The 19,214-nt window shown below is 32.3% G+C and carries 16 protein-coding genes and 1 other annotated feature; all 16 genes read right to left on the reverse strand.

Features of this window, described 5'->3' with window-relative positions; genetic code table 11:
• Positions 1-19 precede the first annotated feature (19 nt).
• The gene (locus tag ER639_RS05545) at positions 20-553 is read right to left on the reverse strand and encodes a GNAT family N-acetyltransferase (RefSeq protein WP_129064778.1); all 534 of its coding nucleotides are present in this window, start codon (positions 551-553) and stop codon (positions 20-22) included.
• Positions 504-2,249, reverse strand: coding sequence for an ABC transporter ATP-binding protein (locus ER639_RS05550; RefSeq protein ID WP_129064779.1), 1,746 nt, complete (start codon positions 2,247-2,249; stop codon positions 504-506). The genes ER639_RS05545 and ER639_RS05550 overlap by 50 nt, the downstream gene beginning before the upstream one ends.
• Positions 2,249-3,988 carry an ABC transporter ATP-binding protein gene (locus ER639_RS05555; protein ID WP_129064780.1) on the reverse strand — a complete coding sequence of 580 codons (1,740 nt, stop codon included), beginning with the start codon at positions 3,986-3,988 and terminating at the stop codon, positions 2,249-2,251. Before ER639_RS05555 ends, ER639_RS05550 begins: the two co-directional genes overlap by 1 nt.
• Before the next feature lie 337 nt (positions 3,989-4,325).
• Positions 4,326-5,711: a YfcC family protein gene (locus tag ER639_RS05560; protein ID WP_129064781.1), complete on the reverse strand. Its 1,386-nt coding sequence runs from the start codon at positions 5,709-5,711 to the stop codon at positions 4,326-4,328.
• Positions 5,712-5,855: 144 nt separating this feature from the next.
• Positions 5,856-6,218 (reverse strand): hypothetical protein, encoded by a 363-nt coding sequence (locus ER639_RS05565; RefSeq protein ID WP_129064782.1) that lies wholly within the window; start codon positions 6,216-6,218, stop codon positions 5,856-5,858.
• Complete coding sequence (gene radC / locus ER639_RS05570; protein WP_129064783.1) at positions 6,218-6,889, reverse strand: RadC family protein; 672 nt, start codon at positions 6,887-6,889, stop codon at positions 6,218-6,220. The genes ER639_RS05565 and radC overlap by 1 nt, the downstream gene beginning before the upstream one ends.
• Entirely contained in the window at positions 6,889-7,635 is a 747-nt protein-coding gene (locus ER639_RS05575; protein ID WP_129064784.1) for a prepilin peptidase, read from the reverse strand. The genes radC and ER639_RS05575 overlap by 1 nt, the downstream gene beginning before the upstream one ends.
• A gap of 175 nt (positions 7,636-7,810) precedes the next feature.
• A complete protein-coding gene (locus tag ER639_RS05580) occupies positions 7,811-9,073 on the reverse strand; it encodes a bifunctional folylpolyglutamate synthase/dihydrofolate synthase (RefSeq protein WP_129064785.1) in 1,263 nt (420 codons plus the stop codon).
• Between the two features lie 8 nt (positions 9,074-9,081).
• Positions 9,082-11,700: a valine--tRNA ligase gene (locus ER639_RS05585; protein WP_129064786.1), complete on the reverse strand. Its 2,619-nt coding sequence runs from the start codon at positions 11,698-11,700 to the stop codon at positions 9,082-9,084.
• Positions 11,701-11,755: 55 nt separating this feature from the next.
• Positions 11,756-11,959: a binding site (T-box leader), on the reverse strand.
• A gap of 32 nt (positions 11,960-11,991) precedes the next feature.
• Positions 11,992-13,047: an AbrB family transcriptional regulator gene (locus tag ER639_RS05590; protein WP_164993366.1), complete on the reverse strand. Its 1,056-nt coding sequence runs from the start codon at positions 13,045-13,047 to the stop codon at positions 11,992-11,994.
• Positions 13,048-13,122: 75 nt separating this feature from the next.
• Complete coding sequence (gene hemL / locus ER639_RS05595) at positions 13,123-14,406, reverse strand: glutamate-1-semialdehyde 2,1-aminomutase (RefSeq protein WP_129064788.1); 1,284 nt, start codon at positions 14,404-14,406, stop codon at positions 13,123-13,125.
• The gene (gene hemB / locus ER639_RS05600; RefSeq protein ID WP_129064789.1) at positions 14,406-15,389 is read right to left on the reverse strand and encodes a porphobilinogen synthase; all 984 of its coding nucleotides are present in this window, start codon (positions 15,387-15,389) and stop codon (positions 14,406-14,408) included. Before hemB ends, hemL begins: the two co-directional genes overlap by 1 nt.
• A gap of 5 nt (positions 15,390-15,394) precedes the next feature.
• Positions 15,395-16,069 (reverse strand): uroporphyrinogen-III synthase, encoded by a 675-nt coding sequence (locus tag ER639_RS05605; protein ID WP_129064790.1) that lies wholly within the window; start codon positions 16,067-16,069, stop codon positions 15,395-15,397.
• A 24-nt stretch (positions 16,070-16,093) separates the two neighbouring features.
• Complete coding sequence (gene hemC / locus ER639_RS05610; protein ID WP_129064791.1) at positions 16,094-17,020, reverse strand: hydroxymethylbilane synthase; 927 nt, start codon at positions 17,018-17,020, stop codon at positions 16,094-16,096.
• A 9-nt stretch (positions 17,021-17,029) separates the two neighbouring features.
• Positions 17,030-17,863 carry a cytochrome c biogenesis protein CcsA gene (gene ccsA, locus ER639_RS05615; RefSeq protein WP_129064792.1) on the reverse strand — a complete coding sequence of 278 codons (834 nt, stop codon included), beginning with the start codon at positions 17,861-17,863 and terminating at the stop codon, positions 17,030-17,032.
• Between the two features lie 4 nt (positions 17,864-17,867).
• Positions 17,868-19,208 carry a glutamyl-tRNA reductase gene (hemA, locus tag ER639_RS05620; RefSeq protein WP_129064793.1) on the reverse strand — a complete coding sequence of 447 codons (1,341 nt, stop codon included), beginning with the start codon at positions 19,206-19,208 and terminating at the stop codon, positions 17,868-17,870.
• Positions 19,209-19,214 lie beyond the last annotated feature (6 nt).

Raw genomic sequence — 19,214 nt, forward strand, 5'->3', positions numbered from 1 at the left:
CGAATGAAAAGAAAATACATCAGTCTTTTGGCCTAAAATAGTGCATGACATAAAATTTATAACGCTTGCCGTCATAATTAACATATTGTTCACTAACGACTTTGAACCCATATTTCAAAAAGAAGCGAATGCCTCTATGATTTTTACTCCATACCGTAATGCGCACAATTTCAAAATCATATATATGATTTAAATAATTAAATGCATGATTTAACAAAGATTGCCCTAATCCACGATGAATCCAAATTGGGTTTAATGCACAACCAAAATCAATCACTTTCGCATGATCTTGATACTCAATATCCATTTTGGCGTCAATGCCCACACAATAAAACCCAATTAATTGTTCATCACTTATTACCGCATAATATTCACCTTCTAAAAACCGTTCCATTACTTCTAAATCATCATCGATATTGTAAAGTTCATAACCTACACCAAAATCCCATTTTGCAATTGCCTCAACAAAAGGCAAAGTCATAGCGACACTTTTAAACTGATTTTTATATGGCTGATGATTGTCTTGCTGATTGTAATTGATACATTTTTGCATATTGACCACCTAACGCAATAAGTTCATCATGCGTACCACTTTCAATAATTTCACCTTTATCCAGTACAATTATTTTAGTCGCATTTTTAATCGTTGACAATCGATGCGCAATAATAAATGTTGTACGACCTTCTTTAACAACATCCATTGCGTTTTGGATAATGCTCTCAGTTTCAGAATCAATACTTGCAGTTGCTTCATCTAAAATTAATATTTTAGGATTAAATGCTAAAGCTCTTGCAAATGAAATCAATTGCTTTTGACCACTTGATAATGTTGAACCTTTCTCAACAACGGGCGTATCAATACCTTGTTCCAATGATTGTAATACTCTATCTCCACCCACTTTATGTAAAGCGTCAATTGCAGCTTCACGGCTAACACGTTCATCATTCAATGTAATATTCGATAAAATCGTCCCAGTATATAAATATGGATCTTGTAAAACTATAGCCATATGTTTTCTCATTGATGATTTTGTCATTTTTGTTGTGTCATGACCATCAATTAAAATTTGCCCCTCTGTTGGATCATAAAAGCGAAATAATAAATTCATAATTGAGCTTTTTCCAGAACCGGTATGTCCAACTAGTGCAATTGTATCCCCTATGTTCGCATCAATATTAATATCTTTTAAAACTGGCTCATTCGGTTTATATTCGAAATTGACATGATTAAAAGTGACATGACCTTTTATCGATTTAAAAGCATCTGATTCTGTCGGTTCTTTAGTTTCATCCATCATTTCAAATACACGATTTGCACTTACACGAGCTTGTTCTAATAAGCTTAATTGATTCACCATATTAAATAATGGATTGAAAAGTCGCGTTAAATAATCTACAAGAATATACATCATTCCTACAGTTAACGTCATCTCTTTACCTAAATAACTAACCCCAAATATATAAATCATGATTAAAAATACAACAGATCGAATTGTGCCCATTAAATTATGACTTGTGTAGGAATCTAATTTGATGATTTTCTCATAATTTTTTAAATACTCATCATTTAAGTCTGTAAATTCTCTATAAATTTTTTCTTCTTGATTGAATGCTTGAATAATCGTCATCCCATTTATACTTTCATTTAGCATAGCATTCATGTCACTATTTCGTTCACGAACAATACGGTTGTATTGATCAGAAACTTTTCTATAATACATTAACCAAAAGAACAATAATGGTACAACAATTAAAGCTAATAATCCAACTTTATAGTTAAAAATAAAGATAACAATAATAATACCTGTAATATTCACAATCCCTGATATGTACGATGGTAACATGACTGTAAATAACTCAAGAATTGTCTGCGTGTCATTTGTTATACGAGCAACTACTTTTCCAGCAGGTAAGTTATCAAAGTAATGAATGGGTAATTTTTGAACATGTTTGAATAAACTGATTCTTAAGTTCTTAATAACATTCGATCCTGCAGTTTGAAAGTAAATCGTTTGATAATAACTAAAAATTGCATAAACGACTGCAACTATCATATACAGTCCAAGTAATTGCAAAATCGCGTTCACTTCTAAAATGGCACTCTTTTTTACATATTTATCTAGTATATGCATCGCAATCATCGGCCCAATAAGTTCAGTAACTACTGCTACGAATAACATTAAAAGCCCAATTAAAAATAATTTTTTCTCTCTTAAAGCTTCTAAATATAACCTTTTTGTCGTTGACATTATATCGCCTCCTCTCCTAATTGTTGACGATTGAATTGTTCATAATACCAACCTTTTAATTTTAATAATTCATTATGTGTACCTTCTTCTATGATATGCCCATTATTTAATACAATGATATGATTCGCATGAATTACAGAAGATAAGCGATGCGTTGTAATAATTGTCGTTTTCTCGCTTCTAGATTGTCTAATATTTTCGATAATATTCGTTTCAGTCTTTGCATCGACAGCTGATAAAGCATCATCCAATATAAGAATATCAGGATTTTTTATCATCGCTCTGGCAATAGAAATACGTTGTTTTTGACCACCAGAAATGGCGATGCCTTTTTCACCCACAAGCGTTTCTAAGCCATTTGGTAAACGTTTTACATCTTCAGTAAAATGTGCTAATCGCAATGCTTCATTCAAATCGGTATCCGTTGCATTCGGTAAGCCGAATTTAATATTTTCTTTTACAGTTCTTGAAAATAAAATGTTATCTTGTGAGACGTAACCTATTTTATTTCTCACTTTCTCTTTTGAAAGTGACGTCACATCTAAATCACCAATAGCAATTCGACCTTCACCCATTGGGTATTCTTTTAATATTTGTTTGATTAATGTTGTTTTTCCTGAACCCGTTGGTCCAACAATCCCTAATGTTTCTCCAGTACGAATTTCGATATTAATATTTGTAAGATTTGTTGTTTCACTCATCGGATATTGAAATGTTACTTGTTTAAAAGATACATTATGGTCATTCGGTACATAATGATCAATTGGATCCGCCATAACATCTTGTTCATCTAATGTTTGCATTACACGATCTAATGATGCGTTACCACGCTGCATGATATTAAATAAAAGTCCTATTGCAAACATCGGCCAAACGAGCATATTCAAATAAACATTAAATGAAATTAATCCACCAATAGAAATCTCACCACGGTTAACGAGCACACTCCCATAACCTAAACCAATGACAAAACTTAGCGCTGTAACAATAATTGTCAAAGGCTTAAATAAAGCGTCTAATTTTTCTACATGAATAAATTTGTTTACAACATCTGTCGTCATATCAACAAAGTTACGATTGATATTTTCCTCTTGACTAAAAGCACGCGTTACACGAATACCTTCAATGGATTCTAAAACACGATCATTCATATCCCCAAAAGCATCTTGACTAATCGTATATCGTTCATGAATTTTCTTCCCTAAACGCTGTTCAATGATTGCTAATAAAGGTAATGGTAAAAGTGCAAAAAATGTTAACTTCCAACTGACTAATACACACATTGTAAAAATGATGGTAATCATATACGTTGTACTATCAACTAATGTTAAAATACCAAATCCAACAGTCTGTCTAATCGCACTTAAATCATTTGTTGCTTTTGCCATTAAATCACCAGTTCTATTTTTCTCATAAAAACTAGGGCTCATCGTTAAAAATTTGCGCATTAATTTTTTACGCATTAAACTTTCTAAAATTTGAGAGCCATTAAATAATAAATAACGCCAATAAAAATTAATCCAATAACCTAATAAAACAACGACTGCAAAACCAATTAATATTTTGTAGAATAACGCAACAGATAATTGTTTTTCATTGATTAAATCAATCGTATGTCCTATTAACCAAGGTGGAACAATTTCAACAATATTTGCAACTAATAACAATAAAATGGCTATAGCATATCTTTTTTTCTCGGTCTTAAAGAACCACTTCAGTTTAAATAAAACATCTAACATACAATCCTCCTTAAAAAATCCCAAAATAAAAAGCACACACCTATATCTAAGGCATGTGCTTTAAATAAAGGGAGAATACTCCCACAATTCAAATAAACTCAAATCAAATTTAAAAAATTCATTTTAAATCATTGAAATCAAATCATTGAATTCGCAGGAGGAGAAATATTCATTTCTAACATTGAAATATACTGTAATGTTTTCATATTATTTCCCTCCTTTTCTTTAATAGTCCATCTCATCATAATAAAATATTTAGAATATTGCAATACTTTTCAGCAAAATAATTCGGAAATCGATATAAATTTACATCAATTTTACAAACTTAAATTTTTATTTAATGCATGTATAAATAAATTAGCATTCCCGAAAAACATATAACTGCCCAAATGAAAGAAATCTTCCAAACGAATTTTAACCACTTATGATACGGGATACCTGCGACAGCTAATAATCCCATTAATGAAGCACTTGTAGGAATCATATTATTACTAATCGCATCACCATATTGAAATGCAAGTACGGTGATTTGTCGATTTACATCTAGTAAATCACTAATCGGTACCATAATTGGCATAGTTGTCATCGCTTGTCCACTACCAGATGGAATAAAGAAATTTAATAATAACTGGCTGATAAACATTGCAGCAACAGCAAATCCTTTTGGTAAGTGATCAATCATATCAGTCATCCAATACACAATGGTATCGATAATCATACCTTGAGACAATACGACAACGATTGCTTTTGCAAAACCTACAATCATTGCTCCAAATAAAATATCTTTCATCCCTTCTAACATGGCATCAAACGTACCGTTAATGCCTAATCCACCTATTAATCCGGCTATGATGCCCATCACTAAAAAGTTCGCACTCATTTCACTTAAAAACCATTGATACTTAAAAATACCGTAAACATTTATTAAGATCGTTAAAGTAAGTAAAATTAAAATAAATGCATGTCTTTTTCTAAACGAATCATATTTTGTATTTAATACATCATCATCCATCGTGCTATTTGCTTCTACATCTACATCATAAACCAAGCTTTTTTCAGGATGTTTTTTAACCATTTTTGCATATCTCATCACATACAAAATACCAGCTAATAAAACAAGTAGATATATAATCGTTCTAAATCCCCATCCCGAAAATAGAGGTACTTCAGCAATTTTTTGACCGATTCCGACAGTAAACGGATTAATCATCCCACCTAAAAATCCGATACCTGCACCAAGTGCTATCATACTCGCACCAACGATTCGGTCGTAACCTAATGCTGTCGCAAGTGCAATGCCTATAGGTACAAAAATAATCGTTTCTTCACTTAAACCAATAGAAAATCCTAAAATACTAAAAATAGTCATTGAAATTGGAATCAACCATCTACCGTTATTTCCTACTCGTTTCATTAAAGAATTGACACCTGTTGTAATTGCATCGGTTCTATGAATAATGCCAAAAGCACCACCTACAATAAAAATATAGAAGATGATATCAGCACCTTCAACAAGGCCTTGTGGGACTGCCCTAAATACTTCTTGTGGCAACACAGGGTGTTGGCTAACAGCATGATAAGTACCATTAATTACTTGTTCTCTACCATCAACTTTTTCTCTATCAAATTTTCCTGCAGGTATTACATAACTCATCAGCATCGCAATACATACAATCATTAATAATAATAAATACGTATGTGGCATTTTTAATTTTTTTAACATCTACTTTCCCCCTTTCATACCGTTTACCCTATTTAATTAATAATATGTTAAATTTTTAGAAAATTAAAAAAAGAGTGGACATTATCTATGTCACACTCTAAATCAATGGTACAAAAATAGCCTATTTTTAATCCCATTATTATTCTAATAATCTGCGTAAAAATATATATTATATTTGAGTAAGTCAATTTCCATTAAACGAATTAAATCATAATGTAACTGTAGGATATAACTTTGATAAATATCACCATAATCATATGAACCAAAAAATGGCCCAAACATAATTGGTAAACATTCACTTGGATGTTTTTCTTGCTTTAATATCATTTGACATAATCGATAAAGCTCTTCTAAATCTTCAAAATTAACAATTGCTCTGCCTGGGTTATCCATCGTATATTTATTACAAAAATAGCCATACAAAGCGTTAAATTTACGATAATATGCAAACATGATTTCAGTTTTAGTCATTTTATCTTCAACATAAAAATACATATCTAATCCCATTACAATACACCCGATTCTTTCAAACTTACGAATGTACCATCACCGATAATAATATGATCTAATACATCAATACCAAATAATTGACCACATTCAACCAGTCTTTTAGTGGCTTCAATATCTTCATAGCTAGGCTCCGGAGAACCTGAAGGATGATTATGTACACAAATTAAACTTGCAGCACTTCTTTTAACTGCTTCACGAAATATTTCTCTAGGATGAATAATCGATGCATTTAATGAACCTATAAAAGCAGTATGTTCATGAAATATGATATTTTTAGTATTTAATAATAATACAACAAAATGTTCTTGAGGATAATATCGCATTTTTTCCATTAAATATTTTGCGACGCATTCAGGTGAAGTGACTTTTATTTGTTCATGAACAGTATGAGTATGCATACGTTTAGCCAATTCCATCACCGCAAGAATCGTAGCTGCTTTCTTTTCACCAATACCATTGATACTCATCAACTCTTCTAACGTAAGATCTCTCAGCTCATGAATTGAATTGACTTTTGATAATAAATGATTACTTAAATGCATTACATTCATCGTTTTAGTACCTGTATTTAAAAGAATCGAAATTAACTCTTGATTAGTTAGTACATGACTGCCTAAATGAAGTAACTTTTCTCTTGGTTGATCAATTGCGAGTTCTAGCTCTAACATTAATAAAATCCTCCTAAAAAGATAATATGAATTTCGTCATATAATAAAACAACCAAAATATAGCCTGCAAAAATAAAAGGGACAAAAGGGATTTTTTTGATTTCTGATTTGTAACATAAAAATATAATGGCACATAAACCACCAACGATATACATCATTAAAAACATTGCAATAAAGAAGGCTGGATCTAGACCAACGCTTAAAATACTTAAAAGTTTTATGTCACCATAACCAATACTTTTAGTAAGAAAATAAAAAAGGTGCAGTAATAAAATAATACTAATTTTCATAAATGCAATTGTACTTGAAAATTGAAAAAATGGTTCTTGATTATAAAATGGGAATACATAAAAATACTGACTATATATAACAATACATAGACACACCATCATAATTATCAATATTTTATTTGGAATTTGATAATGTTCTATATCATAAATACTTAAAGGTAGGATAAAAGAAATCATTAATAAATGAATCACCAAAAGATGATTGGTAGTATTGTGAATGACGAGGACAAACACACCACCAAATATGCATTCAACAATAAAATGCTTAAGCGGGATTTGCTTTTTACACAAACTGCATTTCCCTCGTAAAAATAAATACGAAAATATAGGAATCAGCTCATACCAATTTAATTGATGCCCACAATGTTCACATTGACTTCTTCTTAATAAATATAATTTGTTCTCAGTGATACATTGCATAAAAGAACCTAAACTGGCTCCTATGATAAAAATCAATAAATCATATCATTTCACCTCCTTTTGCATATCTTAAATAAACAAATGCACTTTGTAAAAATGCAAAATTTGATAAAAAATCATAAAAAAGAAGCGAAATTTAAAAATTTCGCTCCTTTTTATCATTTATTGATTCATAATGTGCACATATTATGAATCTTTGCCATTGATATTATTATTTCCTCATTTTTTCTTTGACTGCACTAATAAAATATAAGCTACCTGTGATTAATAATAAATCACCGTCAAAAGATTTAATAAATGTATCGTAATCCTTAACTTTCACTTTATTCGCGTGCTCTACCGATTCATAAATGGTATCCATCGGTAATGCCTTAGGAAAATCAAATGTCGTTACATAAAATGTATTTGCAATACTTTCTAATCGATTCAACATTTTTCCTATTGGTTTACCATCTATTGCTGAGAATAGCACATCGATTTTTCTATCTGGGTAATACATTTTCATTGTGTCTACCAAAACATCTATAGATTCTTGGTTATGTGCCCCATCTAAAATAATTAATGGTTCATCTTGAACTTTTTCTATACGTCCAGTCCAAGTTGTATCTTCGATTGCTTGAATCATTTTATTAAAATCTATTGTAATCATGCCACGATCAAACATTTCTAGTAATGTAACAATAGCAATTGATGCATTCTCTTGTTGATGTTTACCAATCATTTTTAATTCAATATTTTCAAGCTCGTAGTTTTTATATCGTAATGTAAAATCTTTGCCATTCGAAACAACATAAAAATCTCGGCCAAGTTTAATACCTTTCGCATGTTTTTCTTCAACAACTGCATTAATATATGCTTTTGCTTCTTCATTTTTTACTGCATAAACAAGTGGTACTGCCGGTTTAATGACACCTGATTTCTCTTTTGCAATATCTGTGTAAGTATCGCCTAAAATGTTCGTATGATCTAATCCAATACTTGTTAATATTGTCATGATTGGCTGAAAAACATTTGTTGAATCATTTTCTGCACCTAATCCTGCTTCAATTATTACAAAATCGACAGATCTTATTTGGCCAAAATAAACAAACATCATCATTGTAATGATTTCAAATTCAGTTGCAACACCTAAATCTGTTTCTTCATCTAAAGCTTCACTTACTGGTTTCACAATTTCGACCAATTTTACGATTTCATCATCCGTAATAGGAAATCCGTTTAAACTAATACGTTCGTTAAACGTTTCTATGTATGGTGATGTGAAAGTTCCTACTTCATAACCATTTTTAATTAAGGCATTTTTTAAATAACTCACTGTAGAGCCTTTGCCATTTGTACCAACAACATGGATGCCTTTAATATTCTTTTCAGGATTACCTAGTCGCTCCAACATCCATTCCATTCTTTTAATACCAGGTTTAATCCCAAATTTATAGCGTTCGTGTATCCAATATAAACTCTCTAAATAGTCCATAAATCACCTTACATCGATTCAATTCTTGATTTTACACTGTTATATTTTTCAGTGTATAATTTTTGTTTTTCTTTTTCTTCATTTATTACCTTTTCAGGTGCTTTCGCAACAAACTTTTCATTGCTTAATTTTTTATTTACACGATCTAATTCTGATTGCCATTTTGCAAGTTCTTTTTCTAATCTTGCTTTTTCTTTTTCCATATCAATTAAACCTTCTAATGGTAATACAACTAATCCACCTGTAACGGCTGTTGTCATTACTTTATCAGGAATTTCTACATTGGTTGCAATTTGTAATTCACTTGGATTACAGAATTTCTCAATAAATACACGTTCAGTTTCTAAACGGTTTGATGTTGCTTCATCATTCGTTTGAATCATCATTGGAATTTGTTTACTCATCGGTGTGTTGACTTCATTACGTGTATTACGTACCGCACGAATAATTTCCATCAATTGTTCCATATCGCGTTTCGATTGCGCGTTTGATAATTCTGGTCGAACAACTGGCCAACTTGCTGTAACAATTGAGTCTCCTTCAACCGGTAAGTTTTGCCAAATACTTTCAGTAACGAACGGCATAAATGGATGTAACATACGCATGATTGAATCTAAAGTATAAGCTAAGATAGAACGTGTCATATTTTTAGCAGCTTCATCGTCACCGTTCATTGGAATCTTACTCATCTCGATATACCAATCACAGAATTCATCCCAAATAAAGTTATATAATACACGACCGACTTCACCGAATTCATATTTATCTGCTAAACGCGTCACATCTTCAATCGTTTCATTTAAGCGCGTTAAGATCCATTCATCAGCTAAAGATTTTTTACCAGTTAAATCTATGTCACTCGCTTTAAAATCATCACCAATATTCATTAAACTAAATCGTGAAGCATTCCAAATTTTATTAATAAAGTTCCATGCCGCTTCAACTTTTTCTGTTGAGTAACGTAAATCTTGTCCAGGTGAAGAACCTGTTGCTAAGAAATAACGTAAGCTGTCCGCACCATATTGATCAATGACATCCATTGGATCAACACCATTACCTAATGATTTACTCATTTTTCGACCATCTTCTGCACGAACTAATCCATGAATCAATACATCATCAAATGGGCGTTTACCTGTGAATTCTAAACCTTGGAAAATCATACGTGCAACCCAGAAGAAAATAATATCATAGCCCGTTACTAAAACATTTGTTGGATAGAACGATTTATAATCAATTGATTCTACATCTGGCCAACCTAAAGTTGAAAATGGCCATAATGCACTTGAGAACCATGTATCTAATACATCTTCATCTTGTGTCCAATTTTCAATATCTGCAGGTGCTTCTTTACCCACATATACTTCACCAGTCGTATTATGGTACCAAGCTGGAATTTGGTGTCCCCACCATAATTGTCGAGAAATACACCAGTCATGAATGCCTTCCATCCAACGATTAAATGTGCCTTCAAAACGGTTAGGTACAAATTCAATACGTCCATCCGTTTTTTGGTTGTTTAACGCTTGTTCAGCAAGTGGTGCCATTTTAACGAACCATTGTGTTGATAAATAAGGCTCAACTACAGCGCCACTACGTTCTGAATGACCTACTTGGTGAACGTGTTTTTCAATTTTGACGAGGTCTCCACTTTGTTTTAAGTCTTCAATTAATTGTTTACGACATTCAAAGCGGTCCATACCCTCATATTTGCCACCAAGTGCATTAATTGAACCATCTGTATTCATTACATTAATACGTTCTAATTGGTGTCGATTTCCGATTTCAAAGTCATTTGGATCATGTGCAGGTGTTACTTTCATTGCACCAGTTCCAAAGTCCATTTCAACATATTCATCTGCTAAAACAGGAATTTCACGGTTCATAATCGGTAAAATAACATTTTTACCAATCATATCTTTATATCGCTCATCTTCCGGATGCACAACAACAGCCGTATCACCAAGCATTGTTTCAGGTCTTGTCGTCGCAATTTCAATAAAACCTGAACCATCTACTAATGGATAATTGATATGATAAAATGCCCCTTCAACCTCTTCGTGAATAACTTCAATATCACTTAATGCTGTACGTGCGGCAGGGTCCCAGTTAATAATACGTTCACCACGATAAATTAAGCCTTTTTCGTACATTTTTACGAAAACTTCTTTAACCGCATCACTTAAACCTTCGTCTAAAGTGAAACGTTCACGTGAATAGTCTAACCCTAGACCTAATTTTGCCCATTGTTCACGAATGAATCCAGCATATTCTTCTTTCCATTCCATCGTGTGTTCTAAAAACTTTTTACGACCAATATCATGACGGCTAATACCTTCTTCACGTAATTTTGCTTCTACTTTTGCTTGTGTTGCAATGCCCGCATGGTCCATTCCTGGTAAATATAACGTATTATATCCTTGCATACGTTTCATACGTGTAATAATATCTTGTAAAGTTGTATCCCAAGCATGACCAATATGCAATTTACCTGTGACATTCGGAGGTGGAATTACAATTGTAAATGGCTTTTTATCACTATTACTTTCTGCTTTAAAGATTTCTTTATCTACCCATTCTTGATAGCGTCCTTGTTCAACTTGCTGTGGATTGTATTTTGTTTCCATCGAATTACCTCCAGTATAATGTTCATTTATCCCTACAAAAAAATCCCGTCCTAATGCATAGGACGGGATGACCGTGGTACCACCTAAATTCAGTACGATGTACTGCACTTAAAAGATTAACGCTCTTACACGTGTATGCTTACTCAACTCAGCATACGTTAAATCAGGCTACCTTCATTCAACATTATTGTGCAATTCTCACCAACATGCACTCTCTAAAAATAAGTGTTAAACTACTCCTCCTGTAGGAATATGAAGTTAGATATATTGTATAAGATTATGATTTAACTGTCAATGAGTTCCCTTTGCTCGATATACTAGGTACCAAGAAATCAATGGGGAAATGACAAGCAAAATAAAAAATATTCTAAAGATATGATAACTTGAAATCATTGCAACATTTGCATGTGTTTCAAGACCAACGATGATGATTTGTGCCATACCACCTGGTGCAGCACTTAAAAATAAATCGTTAAATGCATGATCTGTCCATATATTCATCAACATACAAATTAAATATGTCGCAATAATCAATAACATATTTTGAATAAAAATACCGATAAATAATTGCTTATTGATTTGATTAGATAAGTCATACATTTGTAATCCTATACGAACACCAAATAATAATTGCGCCATATTAATTAAAGGCATCGGTACAGTAAAATTAAGTCCGGTCATTAAATTCCAAACCAACATTACAAAAATAGGACCTAGCATATCAGGCACTGGAAAATGCAATTTCTTAAAAATAAAAATCGCAATAAACATACACAATACAATGAAAAGCATTTGCCAAATATTCAATACATGAAATACATCTTGCACATGATTGATATATTTTATATTATTACTACTTGTTTGATGCACAAACGACGAAATAAGCGGCACAAATAAAATCACAAATACTAAACGGCTCGTTTGAGCTAATGTGACTACTAATACGTTTGCTGATTTATTTTCTTCTGCCATCACGATCATTTGGTTTAATGCACCAGGAATAGAAGCAAGTAATGCTGTTTCAGTCGAACATTTAACAATTCTTTTAAAAATAAACGCAATGCCCACCGCACAACCAATAACCATTAAACTTAAAATGATAATATTGAACCAATCATTTTTAATATCATTTAATATCGTTTTTGTAAATGAAACACCAATTTGGGCACCTAATATATATAAACCGATATCACTTAACCATTTAGGCCATTTGTAATTTAACGATGTATATTTCTTTAAAACAACAGCTGCAATCATCGGACCAAATAGCCATGGTAACAACAAATGTAAACTACTTAATAAAAGACTAAATACCAAACTTAATCCAAATAATAATATAAACGCCATATTAACAACTCCAAAACTTGTTACTTTAAGCATAATAAAAAGCATACATTTTTTCACGATGTATGCTTGATTATTTTATTTTACTTTTTTGAGTGCCATATCAAATGCATTTAAAGTAGCATCAATGTCTTCCTTCGTATGCTTAGTTGATAAGAACATACCTTCAAATTGCGATGGAGGTAAAAATACGCCGTTATTGGCCATTTCTTTATACATTTTAGCAAATAATTTTAAATCAGATTTTGATGCGATTTCAAAGTTCGTTACTTTATTATCATTTAAGAAATATCCGATCATACTACCCGCACGGTTAATTGAAATTGGTACTTGATGACGATTAAATACTTCTAATAAACCTGCTTCTAATTGATCGCCTAATTGATTGAAATATTGATAACTTTCTGGTGTTAACTGACTCAAAGTATAGTAGCCACCTGTCATCGCTAATGGATTCCCACTTAACGTACCTGCTTGATAAATGCTACCTGCAGGTGCGATTTGTTCCATAATTTCACGTTTACCACCAAAAGCACCAACTGGTAATCCACCACCGATTACTTTACCTAAACAAGTTAAATCGGGTGTTACACCGAAATAACCTTGCGCACAGTGATAATCTACCCTAAATCCAGTCATTACTTCATCAAAGATTAATAATGCACCGTATTGTGTCGTAATGTCTCTTAATCCTTGTAAGAAACCTTCTACCGGTGGAACTACACCCATATTTCCTGCAACTGGCTCACAAATAACACATGCGATGTCATCGCCATATTTTTCAAAAGCAAGTTGCACTGCATCTAAATCGTTGTAATGTACAGTAATTGTATTTTCTGCTGTGCCTTTAGGAACACCAGGTGAATCTGGTAAACCTAATGTTGCAACACCAGAACCTGCCTTAATTAATAATGAATCACTATGACCATGGTAACAACCAATAAATTTTAATATTTTATTTTTTCCTGTATAACCACGTGCTAATCGTAGCGCAGCCAAAGTAGCTTCTGTACCACTTGAAACCATACGAACCATTTCTACTGATGGTACGCGTTCAATTACTAATTTCGCCATTTCATTTTCTAATGTTGTAGGTGCCCCAAAGCTTGAACCTTTCATGATTGCTTTTTGAAGTTCATCTGTAACTTTCTCATCAGCATGACCTAAAATTAATGGTCCCCAACTTAATACGTAATCAATATATTCATTACCATCAATGTCATAAATTTTAGAGCCTTTACCGTGATCCATAAAGATAGGATCCATATCTACGCTTTTAAAAGCACGTACAGGGCTATTAACACCACCAGGCATTAAATTAACCGCTTCACTGAATGCTTGTTTTGATTGATTGTAAGTCATTAATAATCTCCTTCATCTAAATATTTACAAATATCTTTTGCAAAATAAGTAATGATCATATCTGCTCCAGCACGTTTCATCGATAACATTTGTTCCATTACAATTCTTTCTTCATCAACCCAACCATTTAATGCAGCAGCTTTTGTCATTGAGTATTCACCACTTACATTGTATGCAACGATTGGTACATTTGAATTGTTTCGTACATCACGAATAATATCTAAATATGATAATGCCGGCTTAACAATCATCATGTCACAGCCTTCTTTTAAATCACTTTCTAACTCTAGCATTGCTTCTAGACGGTTAGCAGGATCCATTTGATAAGTCTTTCTATCTCCATGACTTGGCGCTGATTCTGCCGCATCTCTAAATGGTCCATAAAAGGCTGACGCATATTTAATACCGTAACTCATAATTGGAATGTTCACAAACCCAGCTTCATCTAAACCTTTACGAATTTCTGCTACAAACCCATCCATCATATTACTTGGTGCAATGATATCTGCACCTGCTTTCGCTTGAGAAACTGCCGTTTGTACTAATAATGGTAACGTTTCATCATTAATTACATCATGTGTGTGATCATCTAATACACCACAATGGCCATGATCTGTATATTCACATAAACATGTATCCGCAAGTACTAACATATCTGGATATAATGCTTTTACTTTTCTTGTTGCTTTTTGAATGATGCCTTCATCATCATATGCACCTGTTCCACATGCATCTTTATGATTTGGGATTCCAAATAAAATGACTGCACGAATACCTAATCGGTATGCTTCATGAACTTCTTCATCCATAATATTTAAACTTAATTGGTAAATACCAGGCATTGAAGGAATTTCTTTTTTTACATCATCACGTTCTACCACAAAGATTGGGTAGATTAAATCACGTTTATGCAAACTTGTTTCCCTCACCATATTACGCATATTTACTGAACTTCTTAATCTTCTATGTCTGTCAAAATTCAAAATAATCACCCTTTGTAAAAATTTAAAATCATATTTATCATATCATTTTTTGTTTCCTTCTTGGCAACAGTATGCGATTGTTCATATTTTTGTAAAGCTTTGGATGTAATTTGACCAATTGCCACTACTTTTGCACTTCGTATTGCACGATATTTTTGGAAATATGCATCAACTGCTGAAGGACTCATAAAAGTTACAGCATCAGCTTTATTATTTGATAAAAGATGATATAAAGCATCCACATTTACGTCATCTGGCACTGACGTATATAAATCAATTTTAGTGAGATGCGCACTTGCATTCAGTGCATCGTATAACTTTGGTCTAGCAAGTTTAGAAACTGGAAGTAAAACCGTTTTATTATGAAATCTTGTCCCCATTTCATCAATGAAACATTCTTGTTGATATTTACTTGGCATATAATCCACTCTATACCCCAATTTCTTTATCACTTCTGCAGTCTTCTCTCCAATAACCGCTATATGATCAAAGGTTACCTTATCTTGAAAATGTTCAAAAAACAACTGCACAGCATTTTTACTTGTAAAAATAAGCCAGTCATAATGTGACTGAGGTATACGCGGATTCAAATAGTGAATCTTTATCAAAGGTAAATGTTTAATTTCTAAACATTCATGTTGATATGGTCTACTGTCTGTCATCAATACAACTGGCTTCATTTTTAACACCCTTTTTGATGTATTTTATTCGTTTGAATTATTTAATGCTTCTATAATTGATTTTGCACCACTATTTTGCATTTTTTCTGCAACTTGTTTACCTAATGCTACTGGATCATTACCAACGACGGTATAATGATATTTTTCTTTTCCATCAGGTGACATTATCAATCCAGTAAATGTGATTTCACCGTTGTTCATCGTCGCATAGCCACCGATAGGTACTTGGCAAGAACCATCCATTAAGTTCAAGAAAGTACGTTCAGCTTCAACGCATAAGGCTGTTTCTTCATCATGTACAGTGCTTAACAATGTTTTGATTTCTTCATCATCACTTCTACATTCTATCCCTAATGCACCTTGACCAATCGCTGGTAACATTAATTCAGGATTTAAATATTCAGTGACGATTGATTTGTCCCAACCCATACGATTTAAGCCAGCTGCGGCTAAAATAATTGCATCATAATCTTCGTTTTTTAATTTTTCTAATCGTGTATCAATATTTCCACGAATCCATTTAATTTCTAAATGGGGATATGCACTTAAAATTTGAGCGCCTCTTCTTAATGAACTTGTACCAACAATCGCACCTGGCTTTAATTGGTCAATTGGAACATTATTTTTTGAGATAAAAGCATCTCTTGGATCTTCACGTCTTGGGATGCACCCTACAGTTAACCCTTCAGGTAATACACTCGGAACATCCTTTAACGAATGAATCGCAAAATCAATGGTTTGATCATATAAAGCTTGTTCAATTTCTTTAACAAAAAGACCTTTTCCACCCACTTTAGATAATTGAACATTTACTATTTGATCACCTTTAGTGACAATTTCTTTAATTTCAACTTCTAAACCAGGATTTTTTTCTTTTAATAAATCAATAAATTGACCACTTTGTGTTAATGCTAATTGGCTTCTTCTTGAACCGACAATAACTTTACGCATAATTGCCTCCTAATAAAATAATTGATGGAAACCAGAAACTTTAGAGACCAACAAATAATTAATTAATAATAATAAAAAGATGGTAATATTAAATTCCATATAAATATTTCTTTTCACTTTTGATTGGCGATGTATATAGATTAAACTACCATAAAGTCCTAATAATAATATTGAACCAAGTACTTTATAATCATACCAGATTTGACGACCTACAATGATATGTCCCCAATAGATACCAAGAATCAAAGAAATAAGTAACAATAAAAATCCAACCATCATAAACCATTGCACTCTTGTTTCGATTGCATTTAAATCTGATAACCTAAAAAACTTATGATTAAATTGTTTCTTTTTTAAATAATGCATTTGTAACAAATACAACACACTATGAATCGCGCTCACTAAAAATAGCACGTATGCACTGATTGCTAAAGTGACATGAATCATTAACAATTCATTCATCATATGTGTAATTTTTGTGCCACTTGTCATTTGAACAGGTTGAAAAGTATGTATCGTCATAAATACAAATCCGATGATATTCATTAAAAATACTAAAAACTCAGTTTGAATATATTTAATTGATAGTAATGAAATTAAAACAATCAGCCAAGTAAAAAAGAAAAATCCTTCTGATAGCGTCTCTATTGGGAATCTTTTTGTAACAACAATAAATAAGATGATAGATAGTGTTTGTAATCCAAATACACACAACAATAAGTATGTCCCAAATTTTTTAACTTGCTTAGATTTCAAAACAAAGTCAAAGAAATAACAAGCAATACTTATCATATAAATCATAAGTATTGCTTCATGTAATCGCATTAATAGTAATTCATTCATTCAATCACCTTTTGAGGTCAAAATTGAAACTACTTTCTGAACGATGTATAATTGGTTCCTTTTGTTTAATACTTTCAACTTCATTTGTAATATTAAATATCTCTTGGAAGAATTGTAATGAAGCTTCTCGATCTGGATGGCCACTAATTTCTTTTGCCCCAGCTATTGGATCTTTTAATAATTGATTGATCACACTCTTCATATGTTTAGAAATCACTTTACGATCTCTTTCTGATAAATCTGGCATTTTACGATCGATACTTTCCATTGTTGTTTCTTGAATGCGAAGCGCTTTTTCACGTAAAGCACTAATCACTGGTACAACGCCTAACATATTTACCCATTCTAAGAAACTCACTAATTCACTATCAATCATATTGCGAATCACATTAGCTGCTTTCTCTCGTTCTGCTAAATTAGCATCTACTAATCCTTTTAAGTCATCGACATCATAATTAAAGACCATATCAATATCATTTACAGCTGGATCAATATCTCTTGGCACAGCAATATCAATTAATACGATAGGTGCATTTTGTCTTGATTTCATAACTTCTTGCATCATTGGTTCAGTAATAATGAAATCTCTCGCTGATGTAGAAGTAATTACAATATCACTTGTTACTAAAGCTTCTTGTAATAATGACATATCTTGATAAGTACCTTTATATTTATCAGCAAGGGATTGTGCTTTTTCTAAAGTTCGGTTAATCACAGTAATGCTTTTTGCACCAGTACCTGCTAAATTTTCTAAAGCAAGTTCAGCCATTTCACCTGCACCGACAATTAAAATATTCTTTTGTTCTAAAGTTCCTAACACTTTCTTTGATAGTTCAACAGCAGCATACGAAACTGAAACTGCATTTGATGAAATATCTGTCTGTGTATGTGCATTTTTAGCTAAACTAACGGCCATTTTAAATAATTTGTTAAACACTGTACCTGTAGTGCCTTCAGATTGCGCAAGTAAGAAATTGTCTCGAACTTGTCCTAAAATTTGTGTTTCACCTAATACAATAGAATCAAGGCCAGTTACAACATTAAATAAATGCAATATCGCATCATTTCCTACTTCTACGTCAGTCACTGATTTCACGGTTTCAATATCTACATTAAACCATTCAGCCATAAATGATTTCACATAATATCGACCAGTATGTACTTGATCAACAACAGCGTATATTTCTGTACGGTTACATGTTGATAAAATAACACATTCTAATACTGATTTTTGATTAATCAGCGCATTATATGCATTAGTTAAAGTATCTTCTGCAAATGTTAATTGCTCTCTTAAACTAACGTCAGCTGTTTTGTGATTCACACTCACAACAACAATATGCATGATTTC

Origin of the sequence: Macrococcus sp. DPC7161, assembly GCF_004117835.1 — a bacterium.
Taxonomy (GTDB): domain Bacteria; phylum Bacillota; class Bacilli; order Staphylococcales; family Staphylococcaceae; genus SDSC01.

What these genes read in the sequence shown, in the direction of transcription:
- ER639_RS05545 (WP_129064778.1), bottom strand. Translation starts at nt 553, where the DNA reads ATGCAAAAATGTATCAATTACAATCAGCAAGACAATCATCAGCCATAT.
- ER639_RS05550 (WP_129064779.1), bottom strand. Translation starts at nt 2,249, where the DNA reads ATGTCAACGACAAAAAGGTTATATTTAGAAGCTTTAAGAGAGAAAAAA.
- ER639_RS05555 (WP_129064780.1), bottom strand. Translation starts at nt 3,988, where the DNA reads ATGTTAGATGTTTTATTTAAACTGAAGTGGTTCTTTAAGACCGAGAAA.
- ER639_RS05560 (WP_129064781.1), bottom strand. Translation starts at nt 5,711, where the DNA reads ATGTTAAAAAAATTAAAAATGCCACATACGTATTTATTATTATTAATG.
- ER639_RS05565 (WP_129064782.1), bottom strand. Translation starts at nt 6,218, where the DNA reads ATGGGATTAGATATGTATTTTTATGTTGAAGATAAAATGACTAAAACT.
- radC (WP_129064783.1), bottom strand. Translation starts at nt 6,889, where the DNA reads ATGTTAGAGCTAGAACTCGCAATTGATCAACCAAGAGAAAAGTTACTT.
- ER639_RS05580 (WP_129064785.1), bottom strand. Translation starts at nt 9,073, where the DNA reads ATGGACTATTTAGAGAGTTTATATTGGATACACGAACGCTATAAATTT.
- ER639_RS05585 (WP_129064786.1), bottom strand. Translation starts at nt 11,700, where the DNA reads ATGGAAACAAAATACAATCCACAGCAAGTTGAACAAGGACGCTATCAA.
- ER639_RS05590 (WP_164993366.1), bottom strand. Translation starts at nt 13,047, where the DNA reads ATGGCGTTTATATTATTATTTGGATTAAGTTTGGTATTTAGTCTTTTA.
- hemL (WP_129064788.1), bottom strand. Translation starts at nt 14,406, where the DNA reads ATGACTTACAATCAATCAAAACAAGCATTCAGTGAAGCGGTTAATTTA.
- ER639_RS05605 (WP_129064790.1), bottom strand. Translation starts at nt 16,069, where the DNA reads ATGAAGCCAGTTGTATTGATGACAGACAGTAGACCATATCAACATGAA.
- hemC (WP_129064791.1), bottom strand. Translation starts at nt 17,020, where the DNA reads ATGCGTAAAGTTATTGTCGGTTCAAGAAGAAGCCAATTAGCATTAACA.
- ccsA (WP_129064792.1), bottom strand. Translation starts at nt 17,863, where the DNA reads ATGAATGAATTACTATTAATGCGATTACATGAAGCAATACTTATGATT.
- hemA (WP_129064793.1), bottom strand. Translation starts at nt 19,208, where the DNA reads ATGCATATTGTTGTTGTGAGTGTGAATCACAAAACAGCTGACGTTAGT.